Below are 17,377 nucleotides of genomic sequence, written 5' to 3' on the forward strand. Positions count from 1 at the left end.
CTTCACCCACTCACCTACACTGATTGCGCGACAAACTTGAGCATGTCGTCAGCGGCTGATACCACTTTGGCATTCATCTCATAAGCGCGCTGCGTGGTGATCATGTCGACCATCTCTTCCACCACCTGCACGTTCGAACCTTCCAGCGCACCCTGTTTGATGCTGCCTGCACCGTCTTCACCCGCAATCAACTCTTCTGCCAGACCGCTCGCTTCCGTTTCACGGAACAGGTTGCCGCCAATCGCTTCTAAACCCGCAGGGTTGATAAACTTCGCCAACGTGATTTGGCCGATATTCTGTGGTTGGGAATCACCAGCTGTGGTCACAGACACATTGCCATCGACACCCACAGAAACAGACACCGCGTTATCCGGGATCTGTACTTGTGGCATCAGCGGCAAGCCCTGACTGTTCACCATCAAACCTTCTGAGTTAACGTGGAATTGGCCATTGCGCGAATACATAATTTGGCCGTCGGAGTTTTCAATCTGGAAGAAGCCTTGGCCCATAACCGCAAGATCCAGTTCCTGACTGGTGTTCTGGGTGTTGCCCTGAGTAAAGACTTTCTGCGTGCCAACCACGCGCACGCCACTACCCAGCTGCACACCACTTGGCAGTTGGTTGATATCATCAACCTGCGCACCGGGTTGGCGTTGAATGCTGTAGAACAGATCTTCGAATACCACACGATCGCGCTTGAAGCCGACCGTATTAACGTTGGCGAGGTTGTTGGAGATGGCAGTCATTTTGGTGTCCTGCGCCGCCATCCCTGTTTTGCTTACCCACAATGATGAGTGCATTGGTTATCTCCTTTCACAGCCGCGCTTAGCGCGCAGCCATCAATTTATTGCCCGATTGCGCCAAGGTTTCTGCCGTTTTCATCATGCGTACCTGCATTTCAAAGTTGCGGGTCAGTGACATGATGCCCACCAACTCATCAATGGCAGACACGTTACTGCCTTCGATATGCTCATTGGCGACCTGAACGGTTGGGTCAATGTCGAACGGTGCTCCGTCGATGCTGTGAAGCAGGCCATCACTTTCTTTCTGGATTTGGGTGATATCCGGATTCACCAGCTTCAGCGTGCCAACCTGAAGCTCAGCACCACCACCTGGTGGAACAATTGACACCACACCGCGTTCGCTGATTTCCACTTTTTGATGATCAGGCAGCGCCATTGGCGCGCCGTCTGCACTCAATACCTGAAAGCCATTCACGGTCAGTGCGCCAAAGTTGTCCGCCTTGATATTGCCGGCACGGGTATAAGCTTCATTGCCAACCGGCGTTTGTACAGCAAGATACCCGTTGCCCATGATGGCGATATCCAGTGCGCGGCCGGTTTTCGTCACGTCACCGGAATCAAAGCGGGTCATGGCGGAGTTGGTAACGGCCATAGTGCGGCCATCAAAACCTGAGCCATTGAGCTGAAGGCTTTGCACGCGTTCCATATCCGCACGGAAACCCGCAGTATCAGCATTAGAGAGGTTATTCGACCGAACATGCTGCGCCTTCAGAACACGGCTCGCACCGGACGTGGCGGTAAATAACAAGCTATCCATATTCTGTTTCCTTAAATCGCGTTAAACAGCGCCTGAGTCAGCTTGTCATTAGTCGAAATGGTTTTGGCGTTGGCTTGATAATTACGCTGAGCGGTCATCAGGCTGACAAGCTCGGTGGTCAAATCCACGTTCGAACCTTCCAGCGCGCCCGGCGTCAGACCACCCAACGTGCCCGATCCCGGAGCACCAAGAATCGGCGCGCCTGAACCATAGCTTTGTGTCCACGCTGTGCCACTCACTTTAGAAAGGCCTTGCGGGTTGGCAAAGTCAGCCAATACAACCTGTCCTTGAAGCTGGGACTGGCCGTTAGTGTAAGTCGCGTAAACCATGCCGTTATCCTCCACACGCACGCCCGCCAGTTCGCCCGAGGTGTAACCGTTCGGGTTATTGGTGCTTACGCCAAACGCCGCACCGAACTGGGTGCTGCCAACCAGATTGATATCCAGGCTCACCGGCTCTGCACCTGCTGCCGGGAAGGAGACATTGAACGGTGCGGTTGGCGCTGCCAATGTGCCATCTTGATTGAAATTCACGGCAACGGTTTCAACCGGTGTTGGGCTCCCATCCACTTGCACATTGACCTGCCACTGGTTATCACCGGTTTTGGTGAAGTACTGGGTCACTGTGTGGGAGTTGCCGAGGGAGTCGTAAACTTTAGAGGTATAGGATGAATTGAAAGAGCTTGGGTCATTCGGATCAAAGGGGGTTGCTGTCTGATCAATGACTTCAGCACTTGCGTCAAAGTTGGCAATGAAATCCAGTTTATCCGTCGCTTTTGCATTCAAAGAGGACGTGGAAATTTTCAGGTCGCCCACTGAGCCAGAAAGCAGATTTCCGCCGCCATCAACACTGTAGCCTTGGAGTTTTGCACCGTTGTTGGAAACCACAAAGTTGTCTTTGTCGGTGCCGAATACGCCTGCGCGGGTGTAGAGCATTTGGCCTGCACTGTCTTTGGTCACAAAGAAACCACTGCCGTTAATGGCCAAATCCATCACGCGTCCCGTGCCAGTTACAGAACCATTCTTATCGAAATTTTGGGAAATGGACGCCACTTCCACGCCACCTGGCTGCATGCCGTTGTAAACCGCTGAGAACTCGGTACGAGCGCCTTTAAATCCATAGGTGGACGCATTGGCAATGTTATGGCTGATGGTATTCAGCTCGGTATTGGTCGCATCCAGACCGCTCAGTGCGATATTAAAACTCATGATTAACCTCTGTTCCTTGTTATTGTTTTGGCTTGGTGACTATGCCCCAAACTGGGCGATCGAATAGAAAGGCACGCTGCCCACACCCGCAATATTCACCAGTGCTGCACCGCCAGTACTTGGAATTCGAACCTGCTCAACCTTGCCAGCCAGCAAGATATTAGGATTCGCCTGTCCGTCCTGAACCTTGACGGACACTTTGTATTCACCCGGTTTTAGCCCCAGCTTTTCCGGGTCGATAGAAAAATCCACATCGCCCTTTCCATAAGCACCAAGGGGAATTTCGGTTTTCTGACCATAGGCATCCTGTACCACCAGCGTGACCTGATTAGAGGCATGCTCCAGCTCGATTTTTCCGTTCTGGATGCCTTCCCCAAGTTCAAACTCGTTGGAATCCACATACACGGTTTGACCCACCAAACCTGCCGTAGAAAGCACCTGCATGTTGTCCATCAGCACCATGCTGTTTTGCATCATGCCGGACATGTTCTCCATGCTCTGAACCTGGGAAAACTGCGCTAGCTGGCTGACATATTCAGTGCCATCAAGGGGATTGAGCGGATCCTGATTCTGGATTTGCGCCACCATCAGGGTGATAAATTCGTTTTGCAGAGAGGAAGAATTGTTCATGTCGAGCGGGTTATTGGCGATCCCAGACTCGTCAGCGGAAGCTTTCACCGGCGTATCTGCAGAAAGAGCGGAATAGTGTGCAATGCTCATTAGCTGCCCTGCCCTAATTTCAGCAGGCCTTGCTGCATGCTTTTCACATTCGACATCACTTCAACATTGGTTTCGAAGCTTCGGGTGGCAGACATCATGTCTGCCATCTCAGAAACCACATCAATGCCCGGGTAGTAAACATAACCCTCGTCGTTTGCCAGCGGGTTGTTTGGCTCAAAGCGCTTTTCTGCTTCGTTGCTGCTCTTCACCACATCAACAATTCGCACTTCGGCATTCGGGTATGTATTCTTCCCCGCGGTGAGTTGGGTATTGCTGTAAACAGTGGCAAATACTGGCTTGAGTGCCTTGTAAGCATCATCCGGATTCGCTGATACCGCATCAGCGTTGGCGAGGTTACTCGCGACGGTATTCAGGCGGACAGTCTGAGCTGTCATGGCAGAACCTGCGATGGTGTAGATATCCGTAAATGCCATGGTTAACGTCCTTCAATCACTTTCGCCAGGCCATTGAATTTCATATTCAGGAAGGTCAGGCTGGTTTGAAAATCCATATTGTTCTGGGTGAACTTGGCTTGCTCGACCCCAAGCTCAACGGTATTACCATCTTTGCTGTTCTGATAAGGAATCGAATACTGTGCAGCTATCTGCATTTTTGGCGGCGCTTTCTTCACGCTGTCAGATGACATTTCACCCATCACAGTGGTAAAGCTCAGGTCCTTGGCGAGGTATCCGGGCGTATCAACATTCGCTAGGTTACTCGCGAGGACTTTGGTACGCTGGACGCGAAAATTCAGAGCATCCGGGTGCACACCCAAGGCTTGTTCAAACGTGATAGCCATGCCTCTCTCCTTTTAGGGTTAATTCCAATACCCAAGGAACAAAACAAGATGCATGCCAGAAATATAAACAATAAATTTCAATGATTTATAAAAAAGAAAGGAAGCCCAACTTCCGCAAATCGGAAGTCTCCGTCAGAAGAGGGAAACACCAAACTTCCCTCCAGAACGTGTTGCTGGTGTTAACGTTAGGACTGGTCACATCACCCGCTTTCGCCAAGCCTGAAACCATGACACTCAAAAGCGTTGAAGATGCAGTTTCGAAAGCCTATGAAGACGAAATAAACAACATTGCCGCATCGAGAAACTGGCAGGAATTTCAATTCAGCGCAGACATTCGGGTGCCGCCCTCTGCCGTACACTTACCAAGATGCCAATCCGAGCTTGTGATAGAAGGAAGGGACAACCAATCTATGCCTATCGGTAACCTGCGCAGAACCGTGAGCTGTGAAGATGGGGATAGAAGCTGGCGGCTGAATGTATCGCTCAAAACCTCCCTGACCCTGCCCGTGGTCGTCGCCAAGCATAATCTTCAACGCGGTGAGACAGTGACTGCCCTGGCACTCTCAGTTGAGCCTCGGGCATTGACCCGCGATGAGCTCTTTTTTACCGAAATATCTGACGCCACCGACTATCAAACAGCGAGGCGAATTCGAACAGGACACATCTTGAACCCCGACAAGCTGATTGCTATCCCCCTGATAGAGAAAGGCAATGAAGTGGTGGTGATTGCCAGTAAAAATGGCTTCTCGGCCAGCACGAAAGGTGTGGCGTTAGAAAGCGGGAAGAAAGGAGAGCAAATCGACGTGCAGAATCTTTCTTCTAACAAAGTCGTCCGTGCCATCGTGACTGGACTCAATCAGGTTCACACTCAGTTTTAAACCTTAAAAGCTCAAAATGCTTTCTATTTAGTTTAACTTTGAGCTTTTGTGTAAACTTACTCTTATCATTGCTCGGTATTCTGACTCTCACTTAATGAAAAGGAGAGCCAAAATGAAATTCACCGTTTTAATTCCAATCCTTGCAGCCGCCGCATTTAACAGCCAGGCATTCACCTTGACGAGCAATGATATTCAGGAAGGCTCGCGAATGGCTGACACCTTTGCGTTTAAGGGTTTTGGTTGCAGCGGAGAAAACCTCTCACCGCAACTGAGCTGGAAAGATGCTCCGGAAGGCACCAAGAGTTTTGCTATTACCGCTTACGACCCCGATGCACCGACAGGTAGCGGATGGTGGCACTGGGTAGCATTGGATATTCCCGCTTCCACCAAAAGCATGAAACAAGGCGCTTCAGGGCATTTGAAGCAAATGCGTGAGATGGAAAATGATTATGGTGCAATTGGGTATGGCGGCGCTTGTCCACCTGTAGGCCACGGCATGCACCGCTATCAATTTACAGTATGGGCGATGCCTGCCGAAAAGTTAGCGTTACCAGATAACCCATCCAATGCGCTAATCGGGTACATGCTCAATGCCACCGCATTGGATAAAGCGACGCAGACTGCAACCTATGTGAGAGAGTAAGAAATAGAATGACGAGAGCATTGGTACAAACAGGACAATTTCGAGGCATCACTAATCAGCCGCTGCGTAATGTGCTCGTATACGCTCCGACGATTGTCTGGGTAAACCGTGGGCTCAAACAACTTTGGTGGCACGACAGTTCCCGTCATTACTCGCCACAAGACTGGTTGGTGGTTCCAGCCAGTCATTCCCTCACTTTCGTTAATGAGCCTTCACAGACCGATTTCTTTTCAAGAACACTGACCTTTCTGGATCCGCCGCCACGTGAATGGCTAGAGGAAACACAGCAAGTATCAATCACTGAAGAACCACGGCTCACAGTGACACCGCAACTCGCCTATTGCTTTGAAACTCTCTATGAAATGGCTGGAAAGTCGCTGTCAGAAACCACGCAGAGGCATTTCCTGATGGGATTCTATGCTGAGCTGAAAGAGGCTAAGGCACTTCATCTGCTCTATCCTGGCGCAGAAACCTCACTAAAAGAAAAGCTCGCCAGCTACCTCAGCCTCAACCCTAGCGAGGCACATAGCATTGAAACCATTGCGGCAAACTTTTCCATGAGCCCCGCGACGTTAAAACGGAGACTCGCTGCGGAAGACACTTCCTTCCGCACTGTTCTTACCAATGTTCGCATGGTCTACGCCTTATCACTGATGCAGAAATCCCGTTCACAGCTCAACGTAGCGCTGGCATGTGGCTATCAATCAGAAGCACGGTTTTCCAGCCGTTTTAAAGAAACATTTGGTCTTTCACCAAAGGAATACGTTCAAACCCTGTAGTGTTCAAAGATTGACCAAAATTCCCGTTTTTGTGGACTGAGCTTGGCATTTTTTGCCCAGGCTTCTCGCGCCCGGATTCGTTTCTCGGTTAAAAGAGGCTTTGCGAAGGTAGAAAATTCATCATTGTATTTAATGTGGCAAATGTTCCTGTCGCATAACCTCAGTAAGCACCAACACCACTGATGAACCAGGACGAATACCATGAAAATCGACAAAGTCGCAGGTGGACACGTTAACCACACCAACTTGAGCCAAACCACGCCTAAATCGCCAGAATCCCCTGTTCCCCCATCAGTTTCTGAGACTCACATCAATACTAATACTGCTGCGATTGAGAAAGCTCAGCAAGACATGGCGAATCTAGCAAATGTGGATATGACGAAAGTTGAGGAAATCCGAGGAGCTCTTCAACGTGGAGAGCTGGGATTGGATATGCAGGCGTTGTCACAGGCAGTGATGAAGTTTCACACCGGACACGAGTGATTGAGAGATGATGACGTCAGACAAAAAGCAATTAATTAAGGCTTTCCTGCAAACGGTAGGACATGATATCCGGCACTATCAGGCGCTTTTGCCTTTACTCAAAGCGCAGCGAGCGCTCTACCTGACGTTTGATGCCAACTTACTTGACGCCAACACCAAGCAGCAATTACCGCTCTTGGCGGCGTTAAAACGTTCGTCCAATGAAAGATCGCAAAGCCTGATACAGCTGGGGCTTTCCGCAGATGATAACGGAATAACCCGGCTACTTTCAGTGTTGCCGAATACGCTATCGACACAAGCCAAAAATCAATGGTCGATGCTCAAAAATCTCATTGAACAATGCCAAAAGTACAATGCCGAAAATGGCCAAACCTCTGCCAGTTTCCATGAAATGCTGAGTCAAATGACGACCGCTTCATCACCGACTTATCAAGAAAACACGCTCTAAGTTATGCTCAACAGGCACTACCAAAAAACACGTCAAACACTGCTGCTTTCGTGTTTTCTGTTTTTTCCTGTTTCGGTTTTTGCAAAGCCTTCTCAACAAGCCATTTCAAAAGAACTCGCAGTGCTTTCGCCACATGAAAAGCAAATCCAGCAACGCTTCAATGCCAATAACTCATTGGTCTCTGACATTCTGAAAAGGCTAAAAGCACATCAGTTACCCCAAAGCTTGGTGCTAGTCCCCATGCTGGAGTCTTCTTTCAATCCCAATGTAGTTTCATCGGCTAGCGCTACTGGCTTATGGCAATTGATGCCCGCAACCGCAGAGCGTTTTGGATTAAGCGTTTCACCCAATCATGATCAACGTTTTGACATCTCCGCGAGCACAGACGCCGCGTTGGCTTACCTCAGCTTTCTTCATAAGAAGTTTAAAGGCGATTTGTCACTGACGTTGGCTGCTTACAATGCAGGTGAAGGACGTGTATCCAGAGCAATAAAGCGCGCTGGAAATTCGCGGTTCACTGCACTGACACTGCCATCAGAAACCCATCAATACATCAGCCGCTTCTACGCGCTTTCCACGTTGGTCGATGTGAACGACCTCACCCCTTCACCACGATTCTCTTTGTTTGCCAATGGCGCAGAGGTTTCAACCTCTCCGTTGATCGAGTTCGAGACACTTCCACCTTTGATCAAACTTTAGTCGGTTAGCCATAAGGAATTTGAGATACAAAAAAGCCCGCTCGGTGAGCGGGCTTTATCTATTGTGGCGGAGCCAAAACGAGGAATAGAGGGATTGACTCGGTCGCAAGCTCCCTTGCCCTTCGGGCCGTTGCCTACCCGGCTTCGCCGGACAACGTTGTCTCGCTTCGCTCGGCTGAACCTAGAATCTAGGGTTCTGCATTCTTGCGAGGGTTAAAAATGCAAAAAGGCCGCTGATAGTTCAGCGGCCTTTTTGAATGTGGCGGAGAGATAGGGATTTGAACCCTAGATACGCTATTAACGTATGCCGGTTTTCAAGACCGGTGCTTTCAACCACTCAGCCATCTCTCCGTAAGTGCCGCAAATACTAGCGGCAGTTCAGAAAACTGTAAATATTTTTTTATCCAATTAGGTTTGTTTGATGCTTTTAAAATCAATTGGCTTCTATTCTGTCCTCATGCAAGCGCAATCTTAAGAAACAACCACGAAACACATTCACATTTGCCTTACTTTAAAGACAAACTTTCAGAAGTTTTGGAGCATAATATGTAATCGTATATGGTACTTCACTTTGCTGTATCATCCTGTTAAAACAGATCGTTAAGGAAATGCTTGGCGAGGCTTTTAAACGAATGGCCTAATATTCAGCTCATTCCAAATGCACACTAAAAGCCAGTTTATTAAGCAATAGCAGTTAGGATTATCATGCAACTCAGTAACTTCTTACTTAAGCTCTCTAACACTCCTGAGCTCGTTGAATTCGAAGACACCATTTCAGTCATTGATCGTTTTTATCAGTACTCTCCGGCGGAATTCATGAATGGCGACTTGATCAATAAAGCGGGTCAAAACACGGGGTCATGCAAGATTTTTGCGTTTGGAAAGTTACACGGACTTGATGAACGTTCTGTATTAGCATGTTTTGGCAGATACTACAGAGATGATGTTCTGGGCCACCCCAGCGGTAAAGACCACCTAAACATTCGAAATTTCATTCATAATGGTTGGAAAGGTGTTTCCTTCGACAGACTTCCGTTGTCACCCAAAGAACCTCGAAATAACTAAGAGAAATCCCCTCGTTTGAGGGGCTTTCAATCTTTAACCATCTTTGTTTATTTGCACGATGAGTTCGTCTTCTATTTGCGCGGCCATCTCATTGGCGACCTGACATGTCCCTGCATTTTCATGACCACCGCCACCATACTTCAACATTAATTCACCAATATTTGTTTGTGATGATCTATCAAAAATAGACTTACCACATGCGAACACTGTATTTTGTTTTTTGAGTCCCCACAGCACGTGAATAGAGATATTACACTGCGGATAAAGCGCGTAAATTTCGAACCGATTGCCAGCCCAAATTGTATCTTCACGGCGTAGATCTAACATAACTAAATTGCCACATACTGATGCACAGCGTCGGATTTGTTCTTGGAACTTTTCTCGATGGCTGAAATAAAGATCAACGCGCTCTATAACATCAGGAAGTGCCATTATTTCTGCGATAGACTTGGCCTTGCAGTGATCAATTAAGTCCATCATCAATTCATAGTTTGAAATACGGAATTCACGGAAACGCCCAAGACCAGTTCTGGAATCCATAATGAAGTTTAGCAACCCCCACCCCTCGGGATAGAGAACCTCGTCTTTGGTATATTGTGCTGAGTCGCCTTTGTCGACCTCTTCCATCATTTCATCCCAGGCCGCAGGGAAAGTACTCTCTCCACCAAAATGCTTCCAGACGACACGAGCTGCCGAAGGCGCATCAGGGTCAATAATATGATTCGCGCTCAGGTCCTGATTTCGGACCATTTCAGAGGAATGATGATCGATGCACAAGTGTGCTTTCGCGTTTTAGGGTAAGTTGGTCGTAATGTCATATTCAGTGATCTCAATGATCCCGTCCTGCATGTCCTTGGGATGCACAAATTTGATCTCATCGATCAAGTCAATGTGCTTTAACAGCACAGCACATACTAGTCCGTCGAAATCACTTCGTGTGATAAGACGATATCGTCTTTCTGGCATTAACTTAACTCCCGTAATTAAAGGCTCGCCATCTGATGGCTTTTTATTTCCAATAACGCTACATACCTTTAAGAATAAGACGAATACCCAGATCTGCAACTTCACTGAGGAAATCTGTTGTTTGTTGTGCTACGCCCGAAAAGAAAAAGCCGCTTTTTTTGAAGCGGCTCTTTGAAGTTTCTTTCTTCACCGTGGTAAGAAGTTCTCACCCAACATGCACCTCACGCTGCCACCCCCGATGGTCTCAATAGTCGATACATCGATTGGAACCAGCTTGCCATGCTTACGCAATACACGCTTTTGCTCTAGGGTGAAAGCATTATAGGCAGAGAGAGACATGGCAATCAGACGTTCGCCTTTGCTGTTTTGTAGCTCGAGGATATTGCCGCAAAACTGCCCCATTTGCTCTTCACTGATTGAAACAACGTCTTTTGTCTTTTGTAGAGAGTTCAGCACCCTGCGACGCTCAAACTCTTCGATGATTTCATCACAGATCACTGCAAACCCTTCACCTACTGCCATCATCACATTGGTGTGGTAAACCGGTGAGCCAGAAGACATATGGGTATCGAAGTAAATCACTTCTTTGACCCCAGCCTGGTTAACGTACTGCTGAAGTAAATCGCGATCGCAACGAACGGATAAAGCTGCATATACGGTGGAGTTAACATGGTCCATGATCATCACACCCGTGCTTTCCAAAAAGGCTTCTGGTGCCTCCAAATCACCTAGGCGATGCACCTTTGCAGGTTTGAACCCGGACTCTTGCAAGGCACTCAAGAGCGCTTCAGGACGTAATTCACGACGACGGTTTTCACACGCCATTGGGAACAGGTAAATGTCGCCATTGGCTGAGGTAGAAAACCAATTATTGGGGAATACGGCATCTGGCGTTTCGCCTTGCTCTGAGGAGTAATCCATCACCGTCACATTCACTCCATGTGACCGTAATAGCTCCACCATACCGTAAAATTCGCTTAACGCTTTGGTGCGGATTTCAGTGTCAGAAAGAGCCAGAGATTTTTGAAACTCATTATCTGCGCTGGTTTCCACATTAAATTTGAAATCAATAGGTGGCACCATCACTACAGCACTCGCTGCATGGACAGTGGCCTGAGAGTTGATCGTATCTCTCGGAATGGGTGCGACCATCTAAACACCTCAACATATTATTAACATTATTGTTGTGAGTTTAAGTTTAGCGATGGTTACATGGGAAAGTTACCTGAATATGAAGGGAATACATCGTCTTAGTTCAAGCATTAACTGATTTAGTATAAAAATTTAGTTAATTTACCTATATGACACAGATTTACCCATCACTTTATCTTAACGTTTCTTTATCAAGACACCGCAATTAAGTCAGGGTTGATCCCAGCGTTTCGCTTGTATTCGGCAATAACAATTTCGCTTCGGGTTTGGATAACACCGGGGAGTTGGATAATACGGGTCGACATGAACTTCTGATAGGCTTTGATGTTCTTCACCCTTATTTTCACCATGGCGTCAAAATCACCAGAAAGTGAATAGCACTCTTCAATTTCAGGGATCAGCATGGCTGATTTAGCGAATTTATCGAAGATTGAAAGGTTGGTTTGATCAAGACGCATGTGAATAAAAACAACCACATCCAAGCCCAACTTCTCCGCCGAAATATCGGCGTGGTAGCCAGAAATGTACCCTTCCCTTTCGAGGCGTTTTACCCTTTCAGAGCATGGCGTCGTAGTGAGATTCACCCTTTTTGCCAGTTCAACCACGGGTAGACGGCCGTTAGTCTGAAGAATTCGAAGTATTTCGATGTCAGTGCGATCGAGCGTAGAGGTAGTATTTGCCATACTGTTACTCCTTTTCCTGCGAAAAAGCTATCATAGTCAATTAGAGCAGGTAATATGACTTTTTCCTATCTCCCTAACAGCAATAATCCTTAGAGTTTTCGGTTAGACAGTAATTTGCGCATTTTCGATAAGGGGCACGCTAAAGAAGAAGCCGCAGGCACCAGCGTCGCGAGAATTAAGATTGAAGCAAGTGCGTTGGAAGATACCTCCCTAGGGGCTATTGATCTTTGGTGTCTCAACATAACTCGTCGGATATTTCACTTCAAAGTGCAGCAATGATCAGGAAAAAAGAAACAAAGAAACAAAGAATAAGAGTAGGTTTCTGATTTTGAATTGAAGCTTGGTCAGGCCATACAAGAATTTCACCAAATTAATGGCCGCAAAGACAAAAAGTACCATTGCTATAAAAACAATAAAAAATCAATAAATTCAATTACTTATTCTTATCCTCCGGATTATCTTCGTTGTCGATATGCTATGTGGCACCTTGAAGTATCAGGTTTATGCCCAAACGACCTGAAGATGCGCGCATTCAGAGGTCATCAATGCGTTCAATTCGAGGCAAATTTCACGAGGAATAGTCGTTCTATTTCCGTGGAATTTAACGAAGAAGTGGGCGCATTGAAGGCCTCCCTTCGGGCGAGTTGAATCCTGCATCTTCAGGTTGTTTAGGTATAGTAAATGAACTTGCCATTTTAATTCCGTGTTTATCTAACAGCTCAACCTTTCAATACCAAAACTGCTAAAATACAGGCGATTTCCTTGTAAGAGATAACCATGACAACCACTACACCTAAAAGCCGCACTGACTGGCTCATCTTCTTCCGCCGTGCAAAGAACGTAGATACGTTGGATTTAATGCTGGATGGTGCCTTGAAGAAGCTCAATACACCTTCCGAACAGGCTGATGCAATACTCGGTCATGAAGCGAGGCTGGATGAGCTGGAAGGTCCAGGTAGATAGGCTGGAGAGCCCAAACACAATGCGTTGGCAGTTGGCAGGAGAAAGGTGTGAAGGGCTCTAACCGACAATTAGAAAGCAATGGGCTGATGGAGGCGAATCAAGTGTTTGCGTGTCACCGATGGCTGATGTGTAACTGAATACTCCGCTATCCGGAGCATTTTGTGGCGAACTCTTCCAGTCCGGATTTGGTTACCCATTGGTTATTGGTATGCCAACTATCTCCTGTTTCAGAACCTGATGAGGAATGGTCAGTTATAAAGGCTAACCACCCAACGAATTCCGTTTTTGAAGAGAATGACCTGATAACCCCAAGATACTCACCATCAGGCAGATACATCGTGCCGCATCGTCACATGATTCCACTCATCAAAATGGGTGTATTGAACAACGCCTTCTTCACTGACAAAACCTACATCGCAGTAGCAGTAATGACTTCACTCTGTCCTGTTATTTGGTCGAAGCTCAGAGGTCAGCTTTTTATACACTTTAAAGTGGTCACCAAAATACAGTATTAGTCGCTGTTGGTCAGAGTCATAAACATATGAGATGTGGCCATCTACTATTTCATCATCCTTCTGATACTCGATATTGCCCGTTTCCAGGTCCTGAAGGACGACTTGACCTTGCCATTTCTCCACATAAAACTTCTGCGGTAAGAAATGTGATATTTTCTGAAACGGTATCCCATACATGCGGTAATCTGTTTCTTCATCTAGATGTATCTTTGAGTGAAACGTTGCATTTCCAGTCTCATAATATTGGTAATTGCAGCCACTTGTAATAATTAGCGTTCTGGTCCCTCTCACTCCGTTGATATGTACGTCATTTATCCAGTGTCCGACGAGGTTTTTAGGAACTTTTACTCCTTCCGGACAGTGGTTTTCTTTACTGGCAATGGTCAATGGTGGTTCACCAGCACCACAACCTGCCAACGTAAATGCTAAAGCTATGCAGAATGTTGTTTTTAACTTCATTATTTTTCCCAGCCAGATGCGCCTGATTGAGTCAGCAGTGCCTTCTATCGAGCGCTAGTAACGCAGAACAGCAGCGAAGGTAATTATTCTGAATGACTGTAGTTACAATGGGTTGTATCAACATTGCGTATTTGGATGAAGAATATTTTTACTTTGCCAATAGGAGGTCGGAAGTGTGCGGTTTCTTACACGACCCTTGAAGCCTACTGCGAGACATGCAACTTGGACGTTGCGCCGGCGCTACTTTCTGCCTGCCGGCTATCTGATAAAGCTATCGCCGCGCTTATCACCGCAGGTTGGGATATCCCCAGTTCAACACTACACCGCTACAGACATCGCCCTTGAGCTCGGAGTATCAGCGCAAAAGGTGGGTAAAACGGCCAACGTAACAGTTAAAACCCGAGAAAAGAATAAACCCCGTGTCGATAGTTGTTGCTGGGTGTTCTTGTTTGGCCTGAAAAGAAAATCTGGCGACTTAACAAATCATTACAAGCCCAATGGTATCTCCGAGCTTTGGGATAGTTGCGTCAAGCGCGCAGGTATCCGGCGCCGTGGACCCTATCAAACCCATCATACGTTTACCGGTTAGATGCTGATCGAGGATGCCAACCCGAGTTGGATTGCTACTCAAATGGGCCATAAGTATACAAAGATGGTGCTGGAAACCTACAGCAAGTTCATGCCCTATGCTTCCCATAATCGGGTTGAAAAATCGAATAAGAGATTCAGTTCATGCTCCATGTAGAGGACACAGAAAGAAGTAATTCCACTAATTCAAAAAGTTATACGTCACAGTAATTTACACATACAAAAAAGCCCAGACCTAAATAGGTCTGGGCTTGCGAATGTGGTTGCGGGAGCCAGATTTGAACTGACGACCTTCGGGTTATGAGCCCGACGAGCTACCAGGCTGCTCCATCCCGCGTCCGTATCTCACCGTTCAAGCACGATGACAACTTAATTGGAGCGACACACGAGGTTCGATCTTCAAGGCTTAGGCGTGACCTCAACCTTGGCAAGGTTGCGCTCTACCAGCTGAGCTAGTGTCGCATGTTACCCGGCTAAGCCGAATAAACTAAATGTGGTTGCGGGAGCCAGATTTGAACTGACGACCTTCGGGTTATGAGCCCGACGAGCTACCAGGCTGCTCCATCCCGCGTCCGTATCTCACCGTTCAAGTACGATGACAACTTAATTGGAGCGACACACGAGGTTCGAACTCGTGACCTCAACCTTGGCAAGGTTGCGCTCTACCAGCTGAGCTAGTGTCGCATGTTACCCGGCTAAGCCGAATAAACTAAATGTGGTTGCGGGAGCCAGATTTGAACTGACGACCTTCGGGTTATGAGCCCGACGAGCTACCAGGCTGCTCCATCCCGCGTCCGTATCTCACCGTTCAAGTGCGATGACAACTTAATTGGAGCGACACACGAGGTTCGAACTCGTGACCTCAACCTTGGCAAGGTTGCGCTCTACCAGCTGAGCTAGTGTCGCATGTTACCCGGCTAAGCCGAATAAACTGTATGTGGTTGCGGGAGCCGGATTTGAACCGACGACCTTCGGGTTATGAGCCCGACGAGCTACCAGGCTGCTCCATCCCGCGTCCGTATCTCATCGTTCTAGCACGATGACAGCTATTCCCATTTCTCAATCCCTTAAAAGAGATTGGAGCGACACACGAGGTTCGAACTCGTGACCTCAACCTTGGCAAGGTTGCGCTCTACCAGCTGAGCTAGTGTCGCATCATGGAGGCGCGTCCCGGAGTCGAACCGAGGTCCACGGATTTGCAATCCGCTGCATAGCCACTCTGCCAACGCGCCTTTGTATGTTCCGCTTTGGTAAGTCGCCTTCCGCTGCGGTACGGTGCGCATTCTACGGATTCGCGTGATCTAGTCAACACTAATTTCGAAATAAAAGTTCGTTCGCTTAAAATCGCGGCAAAGCCGATATAAATCGACCATATCGAGCCTTTTTTGCTCAGAATTTCGCTAAGAAGTTAATATTCCGGAAAGTGAGGTTGATTCTAGGCCCCCTCATTTTTGAGGTTTTCGGCACTGCATGTTGCCAATAAGTCTGGGTTTTGCCCGCCATTATCAGCAGAGAACCAGAACCTAATTCAAATTCCCGTTTTTCTCCGGTTCGAAGATGACGAAGAACAAAGCGGCGAGTTTCGCCAAAACTCAGAGAAGCAATACTTGGCTCGGTACCTAACTCCGGTTCATTATCTTGATGCCACCCCATGTAATCCTGTCCATCACGATAAAGGTTCGCCAGCACAGAATTGTAAGCCGCACCAGACGTTTGCTCACACTGGGACTTCAATGAAAGTAATGATTCAGGCATAACTGCGGCCTTCAGGTTAAGCCCTGAATATGAGTAGGCATCACCAAACCAAGCCTGCATTCGAGGTTGCAGCACTTCACGGCCGAACATTTTAATGGGAAGCCGTTCCCAGGGGAGGTACTCGGAGAGGTGGTGAAAAATATCAGAAGCGATACCAGGGGGAATAAACTCAGGCTCCCAGAACAGTTTCCCGTCTGGAATGTCGATCCATCCTGTTTGCTGAAAAAGATCGCCCTGAAACATCTCACCTCCACTATTGCTTGTGTGAGATGAAGATACCGTTTTACCTCTTAACAATCGAGCGAGATAAAACGGTATAACAAATTAACGAGATGGATCGACGCGGTTTCCACGCATGCCGTTCACACGGAACCAGCCAGCAATACTGTAACGCTCTCGGTTGGTCGGCAATACCTCATGAGGAAATTCTTCCGATAGGAACACCAGTAAACGTCCTGCTTTTGGCCATAGCGTATTGAGATGATTGTCGTCGATATCATAAATCACAATCTCACCACCATCTTCATCCGCCCACTCATCATTGAGATACATCACCGTGGTTAAACGGCGGTTAGAACGGCCTTCGAAAGTATCGAGGTGTTTTTGATAGAAATCGCCGATGTCATAACGCGCGAAGTGCGCTTCATACTCGAACAAACCCAAAAAGAAGTGGCGGTTGACGTCGTTCTTTATCGCTTCCATTCGAGAGAGAAAATCGTCCGAGGCAGGATGCTTTCCGCGCTCCAGCCAGGAAATCTTGTCACTACGGATTTGTTTGTTGGTATGGTGCTGCCGGTGTCGTCCGATGCCAGCAGGTTTCATGCTTTCAGGAATGGCATTACGAAGTTGTTCTACTTCTTCTGCATTCAGGAAATCATCCCACACGTACCAACCTTGGGTATGAAGTGCGTCTAATAACGTATCTGTGTTCATTGTCAGCACCTCTAAATACAAGGGGTAGCGAATCTACCCCTTGTGTTAGTGCTGCTTCAAATCACAGATTTTATGGAAAGGA

19 protein-coding genes, 10 tRNA genes and 1 pseudogene are annotated in these 17,377 nt (G+C 47.6%); 8 read left to right on the forward strand and 22 right to left on the reverse strand.

The window, feature by feature from the left end:
* Positions 1-14: 14 nt before the first annotated feature.
* Genes flgG through flgB form a run of 6 tightly spaced genes read right to left on the reverse strand, consistent with a single transcriptional unit; the run spans position 15 to position 4,287 of the window.
* On the reverse strand, positions 15-800 hold the full coding sequence (flgG, locus tag VP504_RS04760; RefSeq protein ID WP_325893197.1) for a flagellar basal-body rod protein FlgG: 786 nt from the start codon (positions 798-800) through the stop codon (positions 15-17).
* Between the two features lie 25 nt (positions 801-825).
* A complete protein-coding gene (gene flgF, locus VP504_RS04765; RefSeq protein WP_325893198.1) occupies positions 826-1,560 on the reverse strand; it encodes a flagellar basal-body rod protein FlgF in 735 nt (244 codons plus the stop codon).
* Positions 1,561-1,571: 11 nt separating this feature from the next.
* Positions 1,572-2,768, reverse strand: coding sequence for a flagellar hook protein FlgE (flgE, locus tag VP504_RS04770; RefSeq protein WP_325893199.1), 1,197 nt, complete (start codon positions 2,766-2,768; stop codon positions 1,572-1,574).
* Positions 2,769-2,807: 39 nt separating this feature from the next.
* On the reverse strand, positions 2,808-3,488 hold the full coding sequence (gene flgD / locus VP504_RS04775; protein WP_325893200.1) for a flagellar hook assembly protein FlgD: 681 nt from the start codon (positions 3,486-3,488) through the stop codon (positions 2,808-2,810).
* On the reverse strand, positions 3,488-3,922 hold the full coding sequence (flgC, locus tag VP504_RS04780; protein ID WP_325893201.1) for a flagellar basal body rod protein FlgC: 435 nt from the start codon (positions 3,920-3,922) through the stop codon (positions 3,488-3,490). Before flgC ends, flgD begins: the two co-directional genes overlap by 1 nt.
* Positions 3,923-3,924: 2 nt before the next feature.
* Entirely contained in the window at positions 3,925-4,287 is a 363-nt protein-coding gene (gene flgB / locus VP504_RS04785) for a flagellar basal body rod protein FlgB (protein ID WP_325893202.1), read from the reverse strand.
* 80 nt (positions 4,288-4,367) lie between these two features.
* Between flgB and flgA the strand changes: the two genes are divergently transcribed.
* From flgA to VP504_RS04815, 6 genes are all read left to right on the forward strand, one after another.
* The gene (gene flgA / locus VP504_RS04790) at positions 4,368-5,165 is read left to right on the forward strand and encodes a flagellar basal body P-ring formation chaperone FlgA (protein ID WP_325893203.1); all 798 of its coding nucleotides are present in this window, start codon (positions 4,368-4,370) and stop codon (positions 5,163-5,165) included.
* A gap of 112 nt (positions 5,166-5,277) precedes the next feature.
* Positions 5,278-5,808 (forward strand): YbhB/YbcL family Raf kinase inhibitor-like protein, encoded by a 531-nt coding sequence (locus VP504_RS04795; protein WP_325893204.1) that lies wholly within the window; start codon positions 5,278-5,280, stop codon positions 5,806-5,808.
* Between the two features lie 8 nt (positions 5,809-5,816).
* Entirely contained in the window at positions 5,817-6,587 is a 771-nt protein-coding gene (locus VP504_RS04800) for a helix-turn-helix transcriptional regulator (RefSeq protein ID WP_325893206.1), read from the forward strand.
* A 201-nt stretch (positions 6,588-6,788) separates the two neighbouring features.
* Positions 6,789-7,070 carry a flagellar biosynthesis anti-sigma factor FlgM gene (gene flgM / locus VP504_RS04805; protein ID WP_325893207.1) on the forward strand — a complete coding sequence of 94 codons (282 nt, stop codon included), beginning with the start codon at positions 6,789-6,791 and terminating at the stop codon, positions 7,068-7,070.
* A gap of 7 nt (positions 7,071-7,077) precedes the next feature.
* Positions 7,078-7,518 (forward strand): flagellar protein FlgN, encoded by a 441-nt coding sequence (locus VP504_RS04810; RefSeq protein ID WP_325893208.1) that lies wholly within the window; start codon positions 7,078-7,080, stop codon positions 7,516-7,518.
* Positions 7,519-7,521: 3 nt separating this feature from the next.
* Positions 7,522-8,217 (forward strand): lytic transglycosylase domain-containing protein, encoded by a 696-nt coding sequence (locus VP504_RS04815; protein ID WP_442788892.1) that lies wholly within the window; start codon positions 7,522-7,524, stop codon positions 8,215-8,217.
* A gap of 259 nt (positions 8,218-8,476) precedes the next feature.
* On the opposite strand, the gene VP504_RS04820 is transcribed toward VP504_RS04815, so the two are convergent.
* A tRNA-Ser gene (locus tag VP504_RS04820) sits at positions 8,477-8,567 on the reverse strand.
* Positions 8,568-8,921: 354 nt separating this feature from the next.
* Here VP504_RS04820 and VP504_RS04825 point away from each other — a divergent pair.
* Positions 8,922-9,281: a HopJ type III effector protein gene (locus VP504_RS04825; RefSeq protein ID WP_062711272.1), complete on the forward strand. Its 360-nt coding sequence runs from the start codon at positions 8,922-8,924 to the stop codon at positions 9,279-9,281.
* A 33-nt stretch (positions 9,282-9,314) separates the two neighbouring features.
* Here VP504_RS04825 and VP504_RS04830 read toward each other — a convergent pair.
* The 3 genes and pseudogenes from VP504_RS04830 to VP504_RS04840 form a co-directional block, all read right to left on the reverse strand.
* Positions 9,315-10,247 (reverse strand): annotated as a pseudogene (locus VP504_RS04830) (exopolyphosphatase).
* Positions 10,248-10,433: 186 nt separating this feature from the next.
* Complete coding sequence (locus VP504_RS04835) at positions 10,434-11,399, reverse strand: arginine deiminase-related protein (RefSeq protein ID WP_325893210.1); 966 nt, start codon at positions 11,397-11,399, stop codon at positions 10,434-10,436.
* A 191-nt stretch (positions 11,400-11,590) separates the two neighbouring features.
* Positions 11,591-12,082: an Lrp/AsnC family transcriptional regulator gene (locus tag VP504_RS04840; RefSeq protein WP_325893211.1), complete on the reverse strand. Its 492-nt coding sequence runs from the start codon at positions 12,080-12,082 to the stop codon at positions 11,591-11,593.
* Positions 12,083-12,859: 777 nt separating this feature from the next.
* Here VP504_RS04840 and VP504_RS04845 point away from each other — a divergent pair.
* Complete coding sequence (locus VP504_RS04845; protein WP_325893212.1) at positions 12,860-13,045, forward strand: hypothetical protein; 186 nt, start codon at positions 12,860-12,862, stop codon at positions 13,043-13,045.
* Between the two features lie 434 nt (positions 13,046-13,479).
* Here VP504_RS04845 and VP504_RS04850 read toward each other — a convergent pair whose 3' ends face one another.
* From VP504_RS04850 to VP504_RS04905, 12 genes are all read right to left on the reverse strand, one after another.
* Positions 13,480-14,019, reverse strand: coding sequence for a hypothetical protein (locus tag VP504_RS04850; RefSeq protein WP_325893213.1), 540 nt, complete (start codon positions 14,017-14,019; stop codon positions 13,480-13,482).
* Between the two features lie 848 nt (positions 14,020-14,867).
* Positions 14,868-14,944: transfer RNA gene (locus VP504_RS04855), tRNA-Met, on the reverse strand.
* A gap of 37 nt (positions 14,945-14,981) precedes the next feature.
* Positions 14,982-15,069, reverse strand: a tRNA-Gly gene (locus VP504_RS04860).
* 32 nt (positions 15,070-15,101) lie between these two features.
* Positions 15,102-15,178: transfer RNA gene (locus VP504_RS04865), tRNA-Met, on the reverse strand.
* A 37-nt stretch (positions 15,179-15,215) separates the two neighbouring features.
* Positions 15,216-15,291, reverse strand: a tRNA-Gly gene (locus tag VP504_RS04870).
* A 32-nt stretch (positions 15,292-15,323) separates the two neighbouring features.
* Positions 15,324-15,400 (reverse strand) — tRNA-Met (locus tag VP504_RS04875).
* 37 nt (positions 15,401-15,437) lie between these two features.
* Positions 15,438-15,513: transfer RNA gene (locus tag VP504_RS04880), tRNA-Gly, on the reverse strand.
* 32 nt (positions 15,514-15,545) lie between these two features.
* Positions 15,546-15,622, reverse strand: a tRNA-Met gene (locus VP504_RS04885).
* Between the two features lie 63 nt (positions 15,623-15,685).
* Positions 15,686-15,761 (reverse strand) — tRNA-Gly (locus tag VP504_RS04890).
* A 4-nt stretch (positions 15,762-15,765) separates the two neighbouring features.
* Positions 15,766-15,839: transfer RNA gene (locus tag VP504_RS04895), tRNA-Cys, on the reverse strand.
* A 157-nt stretch (positions 15,840-15,996) separates the two neighbouring features.
* Positions 15,997-16,605 carry an alpha-ketoglutarate-dependent dioxygenase AlkB family protein gene (locus VP504_RS04900; protein WP_325893214.1) on the reverse strand — a complete coding sequence of 203 codons (609 nt, stop codon included), beginning with the start codon at positions 16,603-16,605 and terminating at the stop codon, positions 15,997-15,999.
* Positions 16,606-16,686: 81 nt separating this feature from the next.
* The gene (locus tag VP504_RS04905; protein ID WP_325893215.1) at positions 16,687-17,295 is read right to left on the reverse strand and encodes a 2OG-Fe(II) oxygenase; all 609 of its coding nucleotides are present in this window, start codon (positions 17,293-17,295) and stop codon (positions 16,687-16,689) included.
* Positions 17,296-17,377: the final 82 nt, after the last annotated feature.

It is taken from the genome of Grimontia sp. NTOU-MAR1 (assembly GCF_035758505.1).
Lineage (GTDB): Bacteria > Pseudomonadota > Gammaproteobacteria > Enterobacterales > Vibrionaceae > Enterovibrio > Enterovibrio marinus.